Here is an 18,622-nt window from a genome sequence, read left to right on the forward strand (position 1 = left end):
TTCGAGCGCAAAACAGGGGTCAAACACCCTCTGTTTTACCGCACCCCGCAGAAATCCGGAATCCCGGACCAAGCCCAGCAGTGGCTCCGGGGAATGCCCCTGCTGCTAGTTTCCCGGCATGCGCACTGACGGATCGGCGGAAAGTCCAGTACCTGGTACAACGGCGCACTCCGCTTCCCGGTTGCTGGTTCCGGATCTGGCGCGGGGGACGATGCTGCTGCTCATCGCGGTGGCCAACACCCATTACTGGTTCCCACAGGACCTCGGGTCGTCGGCGCATGTTGAGCGGGTCTCCTCCACACTGCTGTTTCTCCTGGTGGACGCACGTGTCTATCCGCTTTTCTCGCTGCTGCTCGGTTTCGGGCTGGCCATGGTGGCGCGCGGGTCGGTGCGGGCCGGGCTGGACTCCGGGCTCGATCAGCGAGGGGCAGAGCGCCGGACCGTCGCGCTGTTGCGCAGGCGGGGGATGTGGCTGGTGGTGTTCGGCGGGGTGCACGCCCTGGTCTTCGCGCAGGACATCCTGGGGGTCTACGGGCTCGTCACGATCCTGGTCGCGGGGATCGTCACCGCACACCGTTGGCGGGTCGCGCTGGCGCTGGGGGCCGTCGTCTGTGCGCTCTCCACGCTGTTCCTGCTGGTGGCCGGGCCCGAGGCGGCCCTGACCCGGGGGTACGGTGCGGCCGCTCAGCTCCTGTTCGAGGAGGGGTTGCTCGGGGTCGCGACCAGTCTGGCGCTGTGGGTCGTCGTGGCTCCGGCGACGGCGCTGACCTCCATGGTGGTGCCCAGTGTCCTGCTCGGCGCGTGGCTGGCGGGGCGCGGGCCGATCGAGCGACCTGGCCGGTACCGGCCACGGTTGGCCGCGCTGGTTCTGGTCGGGCTGGTCGTGCCGGTCGTGGTCACTCCGGTGCTCTGGGCCGGATCGGGTGGCACCGGGGCCCCGGCCCGGGTGCTCGTCGCCTGGCACCAGGGACTGGCCGGGGTCCTGGCGGGGGCCGCGTGCCTGGCCCTGATCGCGCTGGTCGCCTCCCACCGCACGGCCGGGACGGGTGTCCTCGGACGGGCGCTGACGGCCACCGGGCGGCGTGCCCTGTCGGCCTACCTGGCGCAGACCGTGCTCATGGCCTGCACGGCCGGAGCGCTGCGCCTGGGCGGGGTCGACTCGTTGGCGCTGGCCTGGCAGCTGGTGGTCGCGGTGGTCGTCTGGTCGGTCTCGGTGCTGCTCTGCTCGGTGGCGGAGCGCCACGGGGTGCGCGGGCCCGCCGAGCGGTCGCTGCGTCAGCTGGTGGCCGGGAGCCCGCGCGGCTGACGGCCCGGGTGCACCGCGACCAGCACGGCCGCCGCACCTGCGAGCGCGGGGCAGAACACGGCGGGAGTCGCCAGCACCTCGATCAGGGGCACCGGCACCAGGGCCGAGGCGAGGTTGAACAGCGCGTGCAGCACGATGACCGGCCAGAGCCGGTTGACGTGCTCGTACACGAAGGCCAGCAGCACCCCCAGCGGCAGCGCCACCGCGATCTGCACCAGGTTGCCGTGCAGGGCGGCGAAGACCAGCGAGCTGACCAGGGCCGAGACGACCACCGGCCAGCGGCGGCGGAGCAGCGGGTGGACCAGGCCGCGCATGAGCGCCTCCTCCCCCGCCGGGGCCGCCACGATCATGGCGAACAGCAGGAGGAGGACCGGGACCGCGTTCTGGGCGCCCTGGACGGAGTCGAAGGCCGAGGAGCCGTACCGGGCGTGGAGCCAGAGGGCCAATGCCTGGCCCCCGAAGAAGCACAGCACCAGGCCGAAGAGGACCAGCCCCCAGAACCCGGGGTCCTGCGCGCGGGCGGAGAGGGGCCCCGGCGCCCAGGTGCCGTTCTGCCAGCGCCGCCAGACCACGACGGCACCCAGGATCACCAGTCCGGAGACGACCGCGCCGAGCACCGCGGAGCCGGAGAGCAGCGCCACGGAGAGCGAAGTGGAGACGTACAGGGCGAGTCCGGCGGCGCACTGGGCGGTGATCGCCCACCAGGAGGACGACCGTCCGGTGCTCACACTCGGCGCGCTCACCTAGGCGTTCTCCGCTTCGCCCCGGGACTGGCGGTTGGCCTCGGCGGCCTCCCGCTCGGTGGTCACGTGCATGATCTGACGCACCCAGGAACCGTCCTGGTACCGCCGCACGCCCTGTTCGGGCGGGCACATCACGAGGATGCGGAGCCCCAGCTGCTCGGCCTGGTCGAGCACGAGGCCCGGCAGGGTCCCGATGCCGAACTCGGCCTGCGGGGCCCCGTCCTCACGCACGGTCGGGATGAGCATGAGGTTGGCGTCGAGCGAACCGATCCGGTCGGACTCGACCCTGACCGTCCCGGCCGCGGCCTCGCGCAGCCGGGGGGCCTCCGCCATGGTGACGTCCTCACCGGGGACCGGGACGGGCTCGGTGTCCGGGTCCTCGCCCGGGATCAGCTGACCGAAGTCGAGCAGGTCGTAGGGCACGCCCTCCCCTTCGAGGGCCAGGGCGACGGCGACCCCGGGCAGCGTGGTCAGGTCCACCAGTCCGCGTTGGACACCCAGGCTTCCCACCAGGCGGGCGACGGTCGCGCGCAGCAGGAAGGTCGTCGCTCCGGGGTCCGCGACGAAGGCGACGGTCCGCTCCACACGCGGTTCTTCGGTGCGGCCCTCGCCGGTTTCGGTGGTGCCGCTTCTGGTGTCGCTCATGAGTCGTTCCCGTGCAGTCCGAGGATGGTTCGCGCCGGTCGGCCGTCCCTGCTGTCTCCGCACACGCGTGGACGCCCGTCGCACGGGCACCGATGCCGGGGAGGACGGGGGCGGGGGACGCAGGGGGCAGACGGGGGCACCAGCCTAGCCCGCGGGGCCCGTTCCGGGTCTACCTCGGTCCCGCCTGGCGCTCGGGCAGCTCGACGAGGTCGGTGGTGGCGGCGCGGACCCGGGCGACGCTGTCGTCGCGCACGCCGCGGGCGACCTCGGCGGTGTCGGTGAGCTCCGCGACCTCCGGGGAGGGCGCGGACATCAGGGAGGCCTCGGCTCTCAGGTCCGTGTAGGCGTCCATGGCGGCCAGGGCCTCCTGGCACTGTTCCCACTCGCGGTGGGCCAGGACCGACTCGTCCACCAGGCGCCCGTACTCGACGATCTGGTCCACCCGGGCGCGGATGTGCCCCTCGACCGCGACGAGGTGCTCGCGCTGGGGCCGCAGGACCTCCCGTACCCGGGGTGAGGACGCCCGTTGCCAGCGGCGGAGGTATTCCCGCCGCAGTTCGCGCTGGCGCGCCAGCAGGGACGCGATCCGCCACTCCTGTTCCCGCAGGACGCCGAGGCTCCGCGCGGTGTCCAGGGTGTCGGAGGAGCCGAGTTCCACCCGGGCGTCGGTGACCTTGTCGATGGTCTGCTGGACCGCCACGAGGAGGCCGTGGTCGGCGGCGCTGATGTCCTCCGGCAGCAGGACGCGGTCCCGGTGGCGTTCCTCCGTCGGTTCCTGGTCCCGGACCGTGAGGGTGTCCGCGGTGACCAGACCCGCGAGGAGGCCGAACAACAGCCAGGGGACCCCCAGGGGCGGGTCCTGGGGGAGGAAGTCGAACAGCCACAGGGGCGCGGTCGCGAAGGCGCCCGCGCCGATCACGCCGCCGACGGCCCGCACCATCGGGTCGGCCTCCCTGCGCACGGCCAGCGCCCCGACGTAGGCGATCAGGCCGATGCTGACGATCACCATGCCCAGGTACCACCCGGCGGTGAGCATGGCCAGGACGAGTGTGAAGCCGACCCCGAACAGCTGGACCGCGCCCTCGCGCAGGCGCAGGGCGCGGCCGGGGGCGGTCTCCCCGTCCTCGCGCGGGCGTCCGGGCTCCGGGGCGCTGGCCTCTCGGAGGATGTCCTCGCGTAGTTCCTCGGGCAGGGCGGTGTCGACGACGGGGCGCGGCCGGATGACGTCCTCACTCATGGGCGGTCCCTCGTGAGTGTCGGTCGGGGGGTGCGGGGAGGCTGGGTTCAGCGGGCCGGTATCGGAGGGCTGGGGGTAATCTCCTTGATCCCCATCCTCGTCATGCCCGAACCCGACTTCCCCGCACCCTTTGTCATCCGATGTCCGCCCCTGGCCGTGGTGGCCGCCGCTGACCTGCCCCGGAACGCGTGTTACTGCTCGCGGCCGTTAGCGGACACCAGCGGGTCGCCGGCGGGCCGCTCCCGCGTGGGGTTGGTGTCCAGCCAGCGCAGCAGCCCCTCGGAGACCAGGTCCACGCCGATCCGCCCGGAGCGGCCGTCGAGGTCGCGGAAGAGGCACTCGCCGTTGCCGAGGTTGCGCAGCACCGCCATGTGGTCCTCGTTGACGTCCACCCCGAGCAGCGCCATCACGTCGGCCACCTCGTGCGCCTCGCTGGAGCGGAAGGCGAACACCGAGGAGAGACAGTTGGTGACCTGCTCGTTGAGCATGTCCCCCGCGTTCTGGGAGACGAGGATGAGCGCGGTGTTGCGCGAGCGGCCCATCCTGGAGACCTCGGGGACGAGCTTGGCCCCCTCGGGAGTGGAGGTGACCGCCCACGCCTCGTCGAGGAAGATCGCCTTGGGCAGGCGCCGGTCCAGACCGTTCATCAGGCGCCGGGCGAACTGGGACACGAGGTAGAGGAGCGCGACGGACAGGCGCTGCTCGTAGGAGTAGTCGTCGCGGTTGACCCCGGAGTCGGGGAGGGTGAGACCGCCCAGGGTGAACACGGTGGTCCAGCCCTCGGTGTCGATGCGCGCCTCCCCCTGCGGGTCGAAGCACAGCGACGCCAGCCGCATCTCCGCCATGGAGCCCAGCACCGCGCCCAGGTTCCGGGAGGCGGCGTCCTCGGCGGAGACGAGGTGGTCGACCACCTTCGCGAGGGACGGCTGGGGCTGGTTGGCGACGGTGGCGACCGCCTGGATCATGGCGGACTCGCGCTCCTCGCTCATGCGGGGCAGCAGGAGCCGCAGCGTCTCGGTGGCCATGGTCTTCTTGGCGGCGAGGTCGTCCCCGAAGGCGAAGGGGTCGAGCAGACCGGGCTGGGCCGACCCGAGCGACATGATGCGCGCCTTGCGTCCCCGGTGCTTGAGCAGTTCCACGAGCGACTCCGCGTCGCCCTTGGGGTCGATGGCGGCGACGGTGACCCCGCGCAGGGCCAGTTGGTAGATCATCAGCAGCGCGAGGGTGGTCTTGCCGCCGCCGGGCTCGCCGGTGATGGCGATGGCGGTGGGACGGTTGCGGGCCGCGGCGACCATGGGATCGAAGTGCACGATGGAGCGGGCCCGGCCGATGGTCTCCCCCACGTAGGGTCCGACCCAGCCGCCGCCCTGGTGGTCCGTGCGGTCACCGACCTCCACGGTGGCGGTGGGCATGCCGCCCGCGATGGTGCGCAGCGGCTGGCGCTGGGCGTAGGCGTTGAGCCGGATGCGGTCGCCGGGCAGCGACTCGTTGAAGAGGGAGAACTGGTCGCCGGTGGAGTTGATGACGTCGATGCCGATGTCGCGGTAGTGCTCCACGACCGCCTCGACGTGCTGGCCCAGGAGGCGCTCGGTGGGCGCGGACACCATGAGCCGGTGCCATCCGTAGACGAACGGCAGCCGCTCCTTGGTGATGCCGTGCTCCAGCATGCGGGCGGCGTCGATCTGCTCGGCCAGCGCGATGGGCGCCTCCACCCCGGCCTCGCGGATGTGGGCGTCCATGTCGCGGGCGTGCGCGAGCTTGCGGCCGACGTCCTTGGAGGCCTTCGCGGGCGGGATGAGCTTCATCCGCAGCGAGATCTCCACGGGGAACGGCAGCGCGTCCGCGTGGTGCAGCCACGGTTCTCCGTCGGGGAAGGGCATGAGGTCCGGGAAGCGGGCGAACGACAGGAACGCCACGTGGGTGGAGCCCGCGGGCTGCTCCAGTCGGAGCGTGGAGCGGCCGTTGTGGATGACCCCGTCCACGAGCTGCTCGATCTCGCCCCGGCCCCAGGTTCGGCGGCCCGTGGCCGAGGGGTGGATCTCCTCGGCGGTGCCGCTGACCGCGTGCCGGATCAGCCAGGCGATCTCGTCGGACGTGGCGTGCCGGGCGTGCAGGGAACTGGCGGCCAACGCGCGGCCCAGACGCTCGGCCTGGTCGGTCCAGCGGGCGATCTCCTTGTCGTCGATCGCGTCGTCGTTGATCCCCAGGACCTGCTCGGTGCGCTGGTAGGCACCGAAGACCTGGGAGAACAGGCCCAGCCCCGCACCGGCGTTGCGCAGCCCCAGGCGCACACCGAGGTAGACCTCCTTGGTCCAGAAGTCCTTGGCCCACACGTGCCGGTACATCTCTTCGAGGTAGTCGTACCAGCCGGGCCCGGCGTCGGCGGTCTCGTCCAGGCGGGTGGCCCACTGGGCCGCCGGGTAGGTGCGGTGGGCGACGCGCAGGTGCACCTCGGCGTCGTTCATCCGGATCGCGGCGAGGGCGATGGTGATGTTGGTGGCCAGCGCCTGGCGTTCCTCGGGGGTCGTGAACTCGTAGGACACCGTGGGGAGCCGGAAGTAGGCCCAGGCCTCGTTGTCGCTGAAGAGCACTCGGTCGTCGAAGTAGCGAACCGCGAGACGGGTCGCGCCCCGGGTGCCCCTGGTACCGGTCATCTGCTAGCCCTTCCTCGTGACGGCGCTGGCGGGTTCCGCCCCGTAGCCATCACCCATAGTGCTGCATCAGGCCGGGGGGTGAGAAGCCGAGACGTCGGTGTGCCAGAAACCGGAAACACCGCGCCACCGGGAACACGGGCGCGGTCCGGCCCCCGTCGGGAGCCGGACCGCGTCACTCTCCACCGCCTCCGTGGAGGTCGACCGCCGTGACGGCTAGCAGGCGGTGTCGAGGGTGCTCTGGAGGGTGGACTCCTCCGAGGACGTGATCGTGAGGTCGTAGACGTGCTTCACGTTGATCCAGGACTTCACGTAGTCGCAGTGGACGGACGTGTTGTCCGGCATCCACTCGGACGGGTCCTTGTCACCCTTGGCACCGTTGCTGGAGGGGGTGGCCAGCCACAGCTGGGAGCTGGTGACGTCGTTGGCGAAGTCGGCGCGCTGGCTGGTGGACCAGTCGGCGGCGCCGGTCTTCCAGGCCTCGCTGAGCGGGACCAGGTGGTCGACGCTGATGTCACCGGGGACGTCGTAGACCCACTCGTCGTCGAACGCGCTCCACCAGCTGCCCGAGGTGGGCTGGCAGTTGGAGTCGGTGACCACGTCGTGGCCGTCGCGCTGGAGCACGACCTGGCGGGCGGTGCAGGGACTGTCGACCACGTTCCAGTGCGGGAAGAGGCTTCGGTCGTAGCCGGTCTGCGGGCCCTTGGGGGCGACGGTGAGCGAGCCCAGCTGCGTCTGGGCCTCGGAATCGCTGGGGATGTTCGGGGGCAGGGTGTGGTCGGCCGCGGCGGGGGCGGCCCAGACGAGGACCATGGCCACGGCGGCGGCGGAGACGCTGGCCGCGGTGCGTGCGAGCACACGGGGGAAGGGGGGCACTGTGTTTCTCCTCTTGAGCGGGTCGAGGAAATCCGGACCCCACTACTGTGCGGTAACGAAAGCTGACACGCCAGCCCCCACACGAGAATTCCGAGTGAATCGAAGGTCACTCGGGAATAACGAAGAGGACGCGGCCGTGTTTCATTGCACCGAGCCCTGCGCCAAGTGCTGGTGAAATAGATCACAGAAACCCGACCCTCCGGGCGAGCACAGGGTTGAACGATTCCGCGTGCACCGCGATGAGCTGCGACGACGAGGAATCCAGATGGGGCGACCCTGAGGACGCGGACCGGGAGGGGCCTCGCGCAGGTGAGCACCCGAAGAAAGGCGAACCGGCGAATCAGAACACGAAAGCAGATCTCTCGGACTTCCCGGTTTCCGCCTATATAGTAGACCAGTGATACCCAGATAGTGAACGTGTAAACACGGCGAGAAGAAGTCGATCTCATTCGTGAAATCGCGGTTTGTTAGGTTCACATGTCGTACGAAGGACCCCAAGCCGAGAGGAGCACCCCCGCCGAGGGGAGCGCCATGACTCTGCAAATGGAACTTCCGACAGCGGACGACTACCCCACCCGTAAGGCGCCCGAGCCCGCGTTGCTCTACCGCCGCGATCCCGTCGTCTGGCCCGGTGTGTCCGACGGCCCCTTCACCGCCGAGGAACTCGACGGCTACGACCGCCGCGGATACACGCAGGTCGAGTCGATCGTCAATCCGGTGGAGATCGAGGCCTACCGCGCCGAGCTGCGACGACTCAGCGCCGACCCCGTACTGAGGGCCGACGAGCGCGTCGTCGTCGAACCCTCCTCCGACCAGGTGCGCTCGGTGTTCGAGGTGCACAGGGTGAGCCAGGTCTTCCACGACCTGGTGAACGACCCCCGGCTCGTCGACCGTGCCCGGCAGATCCTCGGCTCCGACGTCTACGTGCACCAGAGCCGGGTCAACTACAAGCCCGGCTTCGGCGGCGGCTCGTTCTACTGGCACTCGGACTTCGAGACCTGGCACGCCGAGGACGGCATGCCCCGGATGCGGGCCGTCAGCTTCTCCGTGGCGCTCACCGACAACTACACGCACAACGGCGCACTGATGATCATGCCCGGGTCCCACCGCACCTTCGTCTCCTGCGTGGGACGGACGCCGGACGACCACCACCGCTCCTCGCTGAAGAGCCAGCACGTGGGCACGCCGGACCAGGCGTCACTCAACCTGATCGCGGACCGGCACGGCATCGACGTGCTGACCGGCTCGGCGGGCGACGTCACCGTGTTCGACTCCAACTGCATGCACGGATCGGGCGGCAACATCACGCCCTACCCTCGTTCCAACGTGTTCGTGGTGTTCAACAGCGTGGACAACGTCTGCGCGAAGCCGTTCAGCGCGAACCAGGCCCGACCGGAGTTCCTCGCGGCGAGGGACACCACGCCCGCGGGACGCTAGCAACGACCGTGGCCCGCACCCGGAAGCGGGTGCGGGCCACAACGTGCGTGGGCTCAGGCCGGGGCCAGGGTGTTGACCAGGACCCCGCCCAGGGCGCCGTGGGCCCGTTTGGTGGCCGGGCGCAGGGCACCGACGTCGATCTTCGTGTACGAGGAACCCAGGTGGTCGTCCCAGGGGATGCGCACGATCGCCCGGCAGCGGCCGCGTGCGACCCGCTCGGCCGCGTCCACGTCCTGGAGGCTGCGCTTGCTGACCCCGTTGACGACCAGGATCGAGTTGGCCCTCAGCGTGGCGTACCCGTTGCCGTCCAGCCACTCGAAGGTCATCGACACCGCACGCTCGGCGTCGGCGCTGGCTGGGGCCACCAGGACCAGGCCGTCGGTGACCGGCAGGGCCCGGGCCACACCGGTGGCGGCCGGGTCCAGCAGCGTCACTCCGTAGAAGCCGCCGAGGAGCCCGGTGAGCTGGCCGTAGTCGCGGTCGTCCAGGGTCTGCACGTAGGGGTCGTCCAGCGTCTGCACGACCTCCAGCCCCGTCCCGGCACGGCCCGCGTAGGCGCGCATGTGCTCGTACTCGTCGACGGCGTCGGCGTTCGCCAGGAGCGCGGTCAGGGTCTCCGGGGCCTGGGCGCCGACCCGGCGGGACAGACCGTTGGGACCGGGGTTGACGTCGACCGCCACCACCCGGTCGTCGCGGTGCGCCGCGAGGGTGTGGCCGATCATCAGGGCGGTGACCGTCTGCCCCGCGCCGCCGGTGCAGCCGAGGACCACCAGGGACCGGGGCTCGGCCAGCGGGGCGCGCAGCCTCTCGATGTCGCTGGAGGGCAGGTCGGAACGGACCGGCGTCGCGCCTCCGGTGACCACCTTGGCGAGCCGGCGCCAGCCCCGGGTGCCACCGGAGTGGGAACCGGAGTCCGGCTCCTCCTCGCTCCGGGCGGGCTCGGGGTCGGTCCGCTGTGAGGGCACCCCGTTGGGGGTGTCGCCCAGCCGGGCCTGCTCGCCCGTGCCGTGGTCCAGTTCGAGGTCGGGTTTGGCGGCGTCCGCTCTGGTCTCGGGCGGTTCGGGCTCCTCCCCCGGAGTGGGCTGTCCGAAGAGTTGACCGATCCGGCGCGCGTTCTGCGCGACCCGGTGGAAGACCCCGTCGTGGGGGTCGTGTTCGGCCTGCTCCGCGTCTTCCCGCTCGGCGGTCTCGGGTCCCCCCGTCGGCGCGGTACGGGAACGGCGAGCCCGCAGCGCGGCCGCCTCGGCCTCGGCCAGCTCGGCTTCCGTGGGTCGGTGAGCGGAGTCCTCCTTCGGCCGTGGAGCGGGTGCCGTGGACTTCGGGACGCGGGGCTCCTTGCGGACCTCCACGAAGCTCACGAGCTCGCCCGTACCGTGGTCCAGCTGGGTCGGCGGTTTGGGCCCCTCGACGTGCGCGGACCCCGTGACGCCACCGGCCTCGGGCCCCCGGGGTTCGTGCTCCCCCTGAGACCGTGCCGCGTCGGCGGGCTCGTCAACGAAGGTGGATCCGTGGGCCTCGGCCCGCGTGGCCCGCTGGATCTCGGCCTCGTGCGCCTCCGCGGCCCCGTTGGTCACGCGCGGCTCACCAGCCGCCTGAGCGGACGCGGACTCGTCGGTCCCGACCGGCTCGCGGGCCTCGTGCGGCTCGTGAACCTCGGGGGCCCGCGCGGCCCCACCCTGGGTCTGTTCCTCGGGGTCGGCGTTCTCCACCGTGCGAGCCCCGGACGCGGTCGGGGGCTGGTGGGACTCGAGCGTTCCCGCGTCCCGTGCGCCCCGCGCCTGATCGGTCTCGGACTCTCCCACCTCCGCGGCGGTCAGCGGTTCACGGGCCTCGCGACCCTGTACGGCCTCGGCGACGTCCCCGTCATCCTTCGGGCCCTGAGCCCGCTCGACCTGCTCGGTCTCGCGGTGACCCTCGGCCGCTCGGGCCGACGGCGACCCCTGCCCCTGCGGCGGCGCGGTCCTCTCGACGTCCCGGACACCCGTGGAGTCCGGAGCCCGCTCGACCTGCTCGGTCTCGGGGAGTTCTTCGGGCCCCTGGACGGACGGTGCGTCGTGGACCTGGAGTTCCGGGGCCTCCCTGTTCGCCCCATCCGTCTTCGAGCCCTGGACCCGCCCGGTACCCCGGACGGCCGCGTCCCGGTCATCCTTCGGGCCCTGAGCCCGCGCGGTCTCCTGCGCCGCCTCCGGCTTCTCGGCCTTCTCCGCCTTCTGACGCCTGGCCTCGGCGGCGGCGCGGCGCTCCTCGCGGAGCTCGCTGACCACGATCACCGGGTTGTCCCTGTCCCCCACCTTCGGCTGGTCGGGGTGGCGCCGTTTGCCGTCGTCGAACCAGTCCGCCGGGTCGCGGCGCTCGTCGTCCCGCTCCTGGCTCGGCACCGCGTCGGCGAACTTCGGCCGGGGCGGGGCCGGAGTGTCGGCCTTGATCAGGTGGCGGTCGAGCACGGACATGTGCTCGTTCCACTGGGTGCCGTGTTCCCTCTCCACCGGCATGGCCTCGTGCTCGCCCGTGCCGTGGTCCAGCTGCAACGGCGGCTTGGTCGTCTCCTCGGCCGCCGGGCGCCCCAGGCCGTGGGTGGCGTGGGAGACCTGCGGGCCCACCTCGGCACGCCCGGTCGGCTCGTCCGTGCTCTCGGGCTCCTCCGGCGTCGCCGCCGGGGGGTCCTCCGGCGTCGCCGCCGGGGGGTCCTCGGGGGTCGCCGCGGCCGGGGGAAGCCATGGGGCGGCCGACACGTTCCCGGCCGCCGAGGGACGACCCGTCGCGGCGGCGAAGCGGGTGGCGTAGTCGGACAGGTCCGGGTACTCGGTGCGGTTCTCCTCGATCGCCCACGGGGTGGCGTGGGGCCGACCCTCGCGGCGCTGCCTGGTCGGCCGGTCCTCGGAGGTGTCGGGGAGGGCCGCTCCCCGGGCCCGGGCGGGCCGTGCGGGCGGCGCCTGCTGGGCTCGTTCGCGGGTGGGCTCGGGGGTGCGTTCGCGGCGGTCCGCGAGATCCTTGGCCACCTGGATGCCCTGGGTCCGGCCGCGCAGGCGGCGAGCGGCGGGCGACTCCTCCTCCACGGGGGCGGCCATCATCTCCTCGGCACGGCGCCGGGAGGCGTCGGGCCGAGGGGTGACCGCCTCGGTGAGCTCGGCGCTGCTCATGGCACCGGTGTCGCTGTCGGAGTAGGCGCTCTTGGCCGTCAGTCCCAGGGGCGTCTCCCCGGAGGAGGCGCGCAGCCGGGCGAACCACTCGTCGCGGTCGCGCTGCTCGTCCTCCTCGGTGACGTACAGGGGCTCGTCGAAGTCACCGGGCCGGTCCTGCTCGGCCGGTTCCTCCCGGGTGTCCGGGAGGCCGAAACCGAAGTAGTTGAGGACACGACGGCCGACGCCCGTGCGGGGCTCCTCCGAGGTGTCGTCCGACCGCTCCCCGGGCTCCGCCACGCCGTCGTCCTCCTGGTCTGCTCCGGCCCCCGCGGCGACGGCGACCGGCACCTTCCGTGCGGGGGTGTACTCGACGGAGTCGTCGTGCTCGACGACGGGGACGGGCGGGCGCGCGGGCACGCCGCGCAGCGGCGGCGCGGCCCGGCGCGCGCTCTCCAGGGCCGGCGCCTCCTCGGGCTCCTGGACCTCGGCGGGCGCGGCCTGGGACTCGGTCTCGGTCTCGGTCTCGGTCTCGGTCTGGGCCCGGCGGGCGCCCCGGGGCAGGGGCAGCGGCCCGGCCTCGGCGTCCCGGTGCCACACGCGGACCGAGACACGGATCTCGGCGGGTTCGTACTCGGGCGCGAGCCGGGTGAACACGCGGGCCTCGGTGAGGAACCTGGCCTGCGAGATGAGCAGTTCCGTGAGGCGCTTGCCCTCGATCACCGGCCGGGTGGCCAGCACGGTGATCACTCCCGGCGGGACGACCCAGAGCACCAGGTGCCAGCCGTTACCGAAGGCGAACGGGGCGTTGAGGATGCTGAGCAGCACCACCCACAGCGCGAACACGCCCAGGGCGACCCCGAAGGTCCCCACCGGGAGCGGCATGGGCAGCCGGAAATCGTAGAGCTTGTACAGCCGCTTCTCGATACGCCAGATGTTGGTGTACGTGGGCAGATCCACGTTTTCCGGCCTCCCTCGCCTATTCCGTCGATACGCCCATCGCTCGGGCGAGCGCCACCGCGATGACCTCGATGATGCCGGGCACGTAGAACACGATCCCGATGAAGATCGCCAGGATGATGAACTGCATGAAGCGGGTGATCTCCCTGGTGAACAGGAAGAAGATCGCCACGATGGACACGATGACGAGGAACAGCGGCCCGAAGAAGCCACGCAGGAAGTCCGCGAGACCGCCGGTGTCGGGCGCGTTCTGCGCGGGGGTGGCCTCGACCGCGAGGGAGATCGGGTCGGCGGCGCCGAGGGCCGTCATGGTGTCGGCCGTGGCGGACAACAGGGGGAGCATGTCAGGCGCCTTCCTCCGCTGTCGTTACTGGTGTGCGCATGGTTGGTCTCGTCTCCTTGCCTACAGGCCCCGTCGTCGGTCAGTCACCGAACGAGTGCGGGGCGCCCTGGATGTCACGCACGTACCACTCGTTTCCGGAGTTCACGACCGTGACCAGGTAGCTCTGCGCCAGTTGTCCGGCTTCTCCCTCGCCGTCACCGGCGGAAGGGAGGCCCCAGACCACGGTGGTCGCCACCTGTCGTACGTCATCATCCCCGGTCGAGGACTTGGATGGCACCGGCATAACGGACAGTTCGCTGAATTCCACACTGTTCGCCGGAAGTGGGGTGACGGAGGCGCCCGGTTCGACGTAGCGGTCGAGGTGTCCGGCCTCCTCCGCGTAGGCCTCGAAGAAGCCGGTGAGCACGCCCTCGAGCTGCTCGGCGGCCTGGGAGTCGGTGTCGTAGGAGGGAGCCGCGGGCAGTTCCGCCTGGCTGGGCGCGGCCAGCAGTGCGGGGCGGCCGGAGAGCACCAGCGAGGAGCCGTCGCTGTAGACGGGCACCTCCAGGCTCATGGCCTCGTCGTTGACGTCGGCGCGGATGGCCACGACGGCGTTGTGCTCGTCGCGCACGTCCACGTCCATCACCGTCAGGTTCTCACCGGAGAGGCTGTCCGCGGGGAGGTTGAGGTCGCTGGCCCGACCGTCGGGGACGAAGGCCGCGAGGGAGGTGAGCCGGGCCTCGGGGTCGGAGGTGTCGAGGTAGGACTCCGCGAAGCGGAGCGCGAAGGCCGCGGCGGAGGCCTCGGGGAAGTCGAGGGTCTCGTTCACCTCGGGTTCCGCGCCGGTGGCCGGAAGGGAGAAACCGTTGCGGATGGGGAACCAGATGCCGTTGAAGACGACGACGATGATGAACGCCCACAGCAGGACGCGTCCGACGCCGACCCACCAGCGTCCGCCCGCACCGGCGCGTGGCCTTCGGGGACGCGGTGCGTCGAGCTCGTCGTGCTCGACGTCGTCCACCCGGTCACGCACCGCGGTGTCGCGCCGCGCCGTCTTGGCCATCCCCGCCTCCTGATCCCGCACACAGTGACGCGTCGGCCGCTGTGCCGACGCCGGTCCTCCGCGCGTCGTCGCCGACGCTTTCCGCCATGCCCTTGTCTACCCCATCCCTATAGTGAGGCATTGTGCGGGTTGGGAGTGGCCAGGACGGGTCCGTGTTTCCCGACCGAGGTCACATTGCCCGACGCGAAGGATCCACCTAAAAGGTGCAGAGGGTGGCAATTCACCACTGACCTCTTCTCACGTATGTGCACGTCAGGGCATTTCTGTCCGGACCGTAAAGGGATTGGTCACCGCTTGGTGAGCAAGATGTGTCCTGAGTGGCCAGGAAACCGTTGGGCGGATGTAACCAGGGACACTCCGGACCGCCCGGACCCACGGGGGGCCGAAGCCCGGCGGAACCCCGCTGCCTAGGATGGCGCGATGATCCCCCACACTCCCCTGGCGCGGGCCGCGCTGCTGGTCCTCGTGCTGCTGTCCCTGGTCCACCTCGGTGTCCAGGTGCTGGGCCCGCAGGCCTGGTCACGCCCCACCCAGGTCCTCCTGATGCCCGCGCTGGCCTTGGTGGTGCTCGCGGCGTCCCGGCGACCGCGCGGTCGGCTGCTCGGACTCGCGCTCGTGGCGCTGGGCTTCTCCTGGCTCGGTGACTCCGCCCCCGGCCTGGCGTCGGGAGACACCGCGTTCCTGCTGATGGTGGGCTTCTTCCTGGTCGCGCAGGTGGTGTTCGTGATCGCCTTCTGGCCCCACCGCGCCGGAAGCCTCCTGTACCGGCGGCGCCTCCTCCTCGTCCCGTACGTGGTCTACGTGGCCGCCCTGGTGTGGGTCTGCGCGCCGCACACCGGTGTCCTGCTGGTACCCGTGCTCCTCTACGGCCTCCTCCTGGGTCTGATGGCGGTCCTGGCCACCGGGATGGGCCCGTGGGTGGCGGCGGGCGGCGCGCTCTTCCTGGTCTCGGACTCGTTGATCGCCCTGAACGCCTTCGCCCCCGGCCTGGACCTGCCCCAGCGCGACCTCCTGGTGATGAGCACCTACATCGCCGCCCAGGTCCTGATCGTCCTGGGCCTGCTCCGCCGTGAGGCCGCACAGGAGAACCAAGCCGCGAGCCCCTGAGCCCCTGAGCCCCTGTCGAAGGGACGCCCCCGCCGTCGCCCCCGAACCCGTCACCGCCGGGTCGGGCCACGAGGGCACCGACCCGGCGGACGAGACCCGTCAGACGCGGCACTCCGCCGCCGGTTTCGGTGTCCGCTCCCGTTCCGGGAGCGCCGCGACGCCGATCCCCCCGGCGAGCAGGACCGCCGCCCCGGCCGGGACCAGCGCCCACCCCGCGAGGTCGGTGGCGGGGGTCCCGCCGCTGAGCAGGCCGCTGCCGAGCGCCGCACCGGCGGCGGAGCCGAGGTACATGGCGGCCATCTGGTAGGCGATGATCGGCATCGCCCGGTCCGACTGGTCGTGGGTGAGCGCCTGCTGCACCGTCGGCACGCTCGCCCACCCGGCGGCGCCCCACACCGCGGCGGCGGTCAGCCACACCAGGGACCCGGAGAGCACCCAGACCGCGGCGAAGCTCAGGGCGAGGAGGGCGGGCAGGACCAGGAGCAGGGGCGCGGGACCGTGGCGGTCGAGGGGGCGGCCGACCAGTGCGGAGCCGATGACTCCCCCGACGCCCCACGCCCAGACCAGTGCGAAGCCCCAGCCCCCGAGACCGCTGGCTTCTGCCATCGGCAGCAGGTACGTGTACAGGCCCAGACTGGCCACGCCCAGCAGGAACGCCGTGAGCACCCCGGCGGAGGTCCGGCCCGAGCGCGGCACTCCGGACGCCGGCGCACCACCCGTCGTGCCCAGCGAGGGCAGGGTGCGGGCCCGGGCGGCCATGCTGAGGACGCCGACCGCCACCACCAGGGCCATGGTCCACCGCCAGCCCAGGGATTGCCCGACCAGCATGCCGACCGGCACCCCGGCGACGGTTCCGGCAGACAGCCCGAACGTCACCATGGACATGGCCCGGCCCCGCTCGTGCCCGGCGACCAACGCCGCGGCTGTCGCGGTCGCCACGGCGGTGAGGACCCCCCTCCCGGCACCGGCGACGACGCGGGAGACGAGGAAGACTCCGATCCCCGGGGCCAGCGCGGTGGCGAGGTTGCCGAGATTGAAGACCCCGAGGGAGACCAGCAGTGCCCGGCCCGTGTCACCTCGTGTGAGGCGGCCGGAGAGCAGGGGCCCGGCGATCGCGTAGGCGGCGGTGAACGCGGTCACCCCGAGCCCGATCATCGCGACCGTGGTCGCCAGGGAGGTGGCGATGGACGGCAGCACTCCGGCCAGGACGTAGGCGTCGATCCCCAGCGCCGTCGCCGCCACGACAAGGGGCCAGACCCGGCGGATCACGCGTCGTCCCCGTCTGCTCCGGCCGGGTAGCCGTCCAGCACCGTCCAAATCAGCCCGGGGAACAGGGCCTCCAGATCGTCCTCTCGGAGCCGGATTATGCACTTGCGGCCCTCGGCTCGGACGAACACCACGCCGGACTCGCGCAGCAGGCTCGTGTGGTGCGTGAGCGTCGACCGCGGCAGTCCCGGGCCGAGCTCGATGCTGTCGACCTCACCGCGCTCGGCGAGCATCCGCACCATGTTCAGCCTGAGCGGCTCGCTGAGCGCGAACAGCACCTTCGGGATCGCGATCCGGTCCGTGTCCGGATGCTCGTAGGTCCTGGCGGCTGCCATCAGGCCGAGTGGATCGGCCCGCCCCGTACGAATCTGGCACCGAGGACCCAGCGACAATTGTCCACTCGCAGCAGCTGCAGACTACTCACCAGCAGCGCGCCAAGATGCCGTCACGCGAAGCAAGGTATCGTAAACGTCGTTTCGGTGCTCGGGATCACAAGCCGCCAGCTCAAGCGGAGCCTCAAGCACAGTGCTGAGACCAGCCAACGCATGTGTAACGTCCATTGCATAATCGATGTCGACACCATCCACCGCGACAAGCGCCCGAACAAGGTCCCCGACCAGGACTAAAACCACCAGGTTTGCGATGAGGTCCGGATCCAGTTGGTCGAACGGATCGGGATCATCGAAGTACGAGCGCGCGCTGAGCACATCTACGTGAACGAACTGACATGCCGTCACGTAGAAGAGCGCATACAGGTCAGCAACGTGAGGAGCCGCACCGGAACGCCTGGCGAGGTCGCTGACGCGCAGGTTCACCTGTGCCCGGTTACCAGTGTTCCTGTGCACGACGTGATTGTAATTCACCCTGCCGTCGGCATAGCGACCGAAAGTGTAATTCTCCTCGTCGGTCTTGGGTGAAATGTTCTCCCAGAAGATGGACTCGTCCTCGGCTATCGCGTCCAGGAACAGAGTGTTCTCGAAAACGCTCCGCCCCAACGCATAGACACTCTGCGGGACCCCCGCGTCAGCCAAGCGCTCCAGACTCTCCAACGTCCGCTTGGTCTTGATGGCGGAGAACAGACAATAGCCCACAGGAGTACGAACATGAAAGGACGAGATCTGACGCTGACTCGGATTGAAGTGACGCGACCGGTCTTCGTCATTAAGATGGCGGGCCAGAAAGTCGACCAGCAGACTCCTCAACCGAGATGCTGCCTGGCGGACATGGTCTCGAATGAAGGAGTTCCCGAATCGAACGAACGCGACCGATGACATACTTCCTTCGGAGAAGTCCACGTCGACAATCTCGCGATATTCCTCGGCAAAGAAATGAAAACGCTCCAGATCATCGTCCGAGATCATCTCGAGGTTGTCTTCCGTGGGCAACAAACCATCGGTCCTTACGAAGGCGTAGACGAAATCATCTTCCATTCCACACTGCTGCATCACCCGCGCGAACGCATGGACGGAATCGGTCGGATCCGCTAAGTGCCCGAAAACGAAGTCGCTCTCCCCTGGACGCCTCCCGTATAGCTCGAAGAACGAATCAGAGGCGTAAGAGAAAGTTTCCCTCACATGATCCGCGAGGGGGACCTGTCGAATCAGGTTGCCGTCGGAGTCAAATCCAAAATTGTAGGATTTCAGAGAGCAGCACTCGCCGTACAGCCTGCTCGAACCACAGGCGCATTCGGCATCAGATGTAAGTTCGGTGAAATCGCGAGCCAAGAACCCTCCTGACATGGATCCTTCTCCCTGAGGATCAGATCACACCCGGGCATCGGCTGCCCGTAGGCAGCTCCAACAGCGACCAAGCACGCACTACGGTCGCCGAGAGTCCTCATGAGTCTCGCTGGCCAGGGCGGGCCGAGAGGACTCGGCCCGCCCCTTCGTG

The 18,622-nt window shown here is 70.6% G+C and carries 14 protein-coding genes; 3 read left to right on the forward strand and 11 right to left on the reverse strand.

Annotation, left to right across the window (positions count from 1 at the left end; translation table 11 throughout):
• The first annotated feature begins 181 nt into the window (after positions 1–181).
• Positions 182–1,306 (forward strand): DUF418 domain-containing protein, encoded by a 1,125-nt coding sequence (locus tag ACFW3L_RS24020; RefSeq protein ID WP_378746313.1) that lies wholly within the window; start codon positions 182–184, stop codon positions 1,304–1,306.
• Here ACFW3L_RS24020 and ACFW3L_RS24025 read toward each other — a convergent pair.
• The 5 genes from ACFW3L_RS24025 to ACFW3L_RS24045 form a co-directional block, all read right to left on the reverse strand.
• Complete coding sequence (locus tag ACFW3L_RS24025) at positions 1,276–2,049, reverse strand: CPBP family intramembrane glutamic endopeptidase (protein ID WP_378746318.1); 774 nt, start codon at positions 2,047–2,049, stop codon at positions 1,276–1,278. The two genes, ACFW3L_RS24020 and ACFW3L_RS24025, sit on opposite strands and share 31 nt — an antisense overlap.
• The gene (locus tag ACFW3L_RS24030) at positions 2,050–2,694 is read right to left on the reverse strand and encodes a hypothetical protein (RefSeq protein WP_378746325.1); all 645 of its coding nucleotides are present in this window, start codon (positions 2,692–2,694) and stop codon (positions 2,050–2,052) included.
• A 169-nt stretch (positions 2,695–2,863) separates the two neighbouring features.
• Positions 2,864–3,931, reverse strand: coding sequence for a hypothetical protein (locus ACFW3L_RS24035; RefSeq protein WP_378746327.1), 1,068 nt, complete (start codon positions 3,929–3,931; stop codon positions 2,864–2,866).
• Positions 3,932–4,122: 191 nt separating this feature from the next.
• Positions 4,123–6,585: an ATP-binding protein gene (locus ACFW3L_RS24040; protein WP_378746332.1), complete on the reverse strand. Its 2,463-nt coding sequence runs from the start codon at positions 6,583–6,585 to the stop codon at positions 4,123–4,125.
• A 213-nt stretch (positions 6,586–6,798) separates the two neighbouring features.
• Entirely contained in the window at positions 6,799–7,458 is a 660-nt protein-coding gene (locus ACFW3L_RS24045; RefSeq protein ID WP_378746336.1) for a DUF1524 domain-containing protein, read from the reverse strand.
• 531 nt (positions 7,459–7,989) lie between these two features.
• Between ACFW3L_RS24045 and thpD the strand changes: the two genes are divergently transcribed.
• Entirely contained in the window at positions 7,990–8,895 is a 906-nt protein-coding gene (thpD, locus tag ACFW3L_RS24050) for an ectoine hydroxylase (protein ID WP_378746343.1), read from the forward strand.
• A gap of 53 nt (positions 8,896–8,948) precedes the next feature.
• On the opposite strand, the gene ACFW3L_RS24055 is transcribed toward thpD, so the two are convergent.
• The 3 genes from ACFW3L_RS24055 to ACFW3L_RS24065 form a co-directional block, all read right to left on the reverse strand.
• On the reverse strand, positions 8,949–12,974 hold the full coding sequence (locus tag ACFW3L_RS24055; protein ID WP_378746348.1) for a TcpE family conjugal transfer membrane protein: 4,026 nt from the start codon (positions 12,972–12,974) through the stop codon (positions 8,949–8,951).
• Between the two features lie 19 nt (positions 12,975–12,993).
• Positions 12,994–13,317 carry a hypothetical protein gene (locus ACFW3L_RS24060; protein ID WP_049568747.1) on the reverse strand — a complete coding sequence of 108 codons (324 nt, stop codon included), beginning with the start codon at positions 13,315–13,317 and terminating at the stop codon, positions 12,994–12,996.
• 79 nt (positions 13,318–13,396) lie between these two features.
• Positions 13,397–14,359 carry a conjugal transfer protein gene (locus ACFW3L_RS24065; RefSeq protein ID WP_378746358.1) on the reverse strand — a complete coding sequence of 321 codons (963 nt, stop codon included), beginning with the start codon at positions 14,357–14,359 and terminating at the stop codon, positions 13,397–13,399.
• 420 nt (positions 14,360–14,779) lie between these two features.
• On the opposite strand from ACFW3L_RS24065, the gene ACFW3L_RS24070 reads away from it, so the two are divergent.
• A complete protein-coding gene (locus ACFW3L_RS24070; protein ID WP_378746368.1) occupies positions 14,780–15,466 on the forward strand; it encodes a lysoplasmalogenase family protein in 687 nt (228 codons plus the stop codon).
• A 99-nt stretch (positions 15,467–15,565) separates the two neighbouring features.
• Here the strand turns inward: ACFW3L_RS24070 and ACFW3L_RS24075 are convergent, their stop codons facing one another.
• The 3 genes from ACFW3L_RS24075 to ACFW3L_RS24085 form a co-directional block, all read right to left on the reverse strand.
• Complete coding sequence (locus tag ACFW3L_RS24075; protein WP_378746379.1) at positions 15,566–16,735, reverse strand: MFS transporter; 1,170 nt, start codon at positions 16,733–16,735, stop codon at positions 15,566–15,568.
• Positions 16,732–17,067, reverse strand: coding sequence for an ArsR/SmtB family transcription factor (locus tag ACFW3L_RS24080; RefSeq protein WP_378746384.1), 336 nt, complete (start codon positions 17,065–17,067; stop codon positions 16,732–16,734). Before ACFW3L_RS24080 ends, ACFW3L_RS24075 begins: the two co-directional genes overlap by 4 nt.
• Positions 17,068–17,148: 81 nt before the next feature.
• Positions 17,149–18,456 carry a DUF5677 domain-containing protein gene (locus ACFW3L_RS24085; protein WP_378746388.1) on the reverse strand — a complete coding sequence of 436 codons (1,308 nt, stop codon included), beginning with the start codon at positions 18,454–18,456 and terminating at the stop codon, positions 17,149–17,151.
• Between the last annotated feature and the right edge of the window lie 166 nt (positions 18,457–18,622).

It is taken from the genome of Nocardiopsis sp. NPDC058789 (genome assembly GCF_042745575.1).
GTDB lineage: Bacteria > Actinomycetota > Actinomycetes > Streptosporangiales > Streptosporangiaceae > Nocardiopsis > Nocardiopsis eucommiae.

Bases quoted from the DNA above. Each gene is read 5' to 3' on its own strand.
- ACFW3L_RS24060 (WP_049568747.1), bottom strand. From the start codon at position 13,317: ATGCTCCCCCTGTTGTCCGCCACGGCCGACACCATGACGGCCCTCGGC.
- ACFW3L_RS24040 (WP_378746332.1), bottom strand. From the start codon at position 6,585: ATGACCGGTACCAGGGGCACCCGGGGCGCGACCCGTCTCGCGGTTCGC.
- ACFW3L_RS24080 (WP_378746384.1), bottom strand. From the start codon at position 17,067: ATGGCAGCCGCCAGGACCTACGAGCATCCGGACACGGACCGGATCGCG.
- ACFW3L_RS24065 (WP_378746358.1), bottom strand. From the start codon at position 14,359: ATGGCCAAGACGGCGCGGCGCGACACCGCGGTGCGTGACCGGGTGGAC.
- thpD (WP_378746343.1), top strand. From the start codon at position 7,990: ATGACTCTGCAAATGGAACTTCCGACAGCGGACGACTACCCCACCCGT.
- ACFW3L_RS24035 (WP_378746327.1), bottom strand. From the start codon at position 3,931: ATGAGTGAGGACGTCATCCGGCCGCGCCCCGTCGTCGACACCGCCCTG.
- ACFW3L_RS24030 (WP_378746325.1), bottom strand. From the start codon at position 2,694: ATGAGCGACACCAGAAGCGGCACCACCGAAACCGGCGAGGGCCGCACC.
- ACFW3L_RS24070 (WP_378746368.1), top strand. From the start codon at position 14,780: ATGATCCCCCACACTCCCCTGGCGCGGGCCGCGCTGCTGGTCCTCGTG.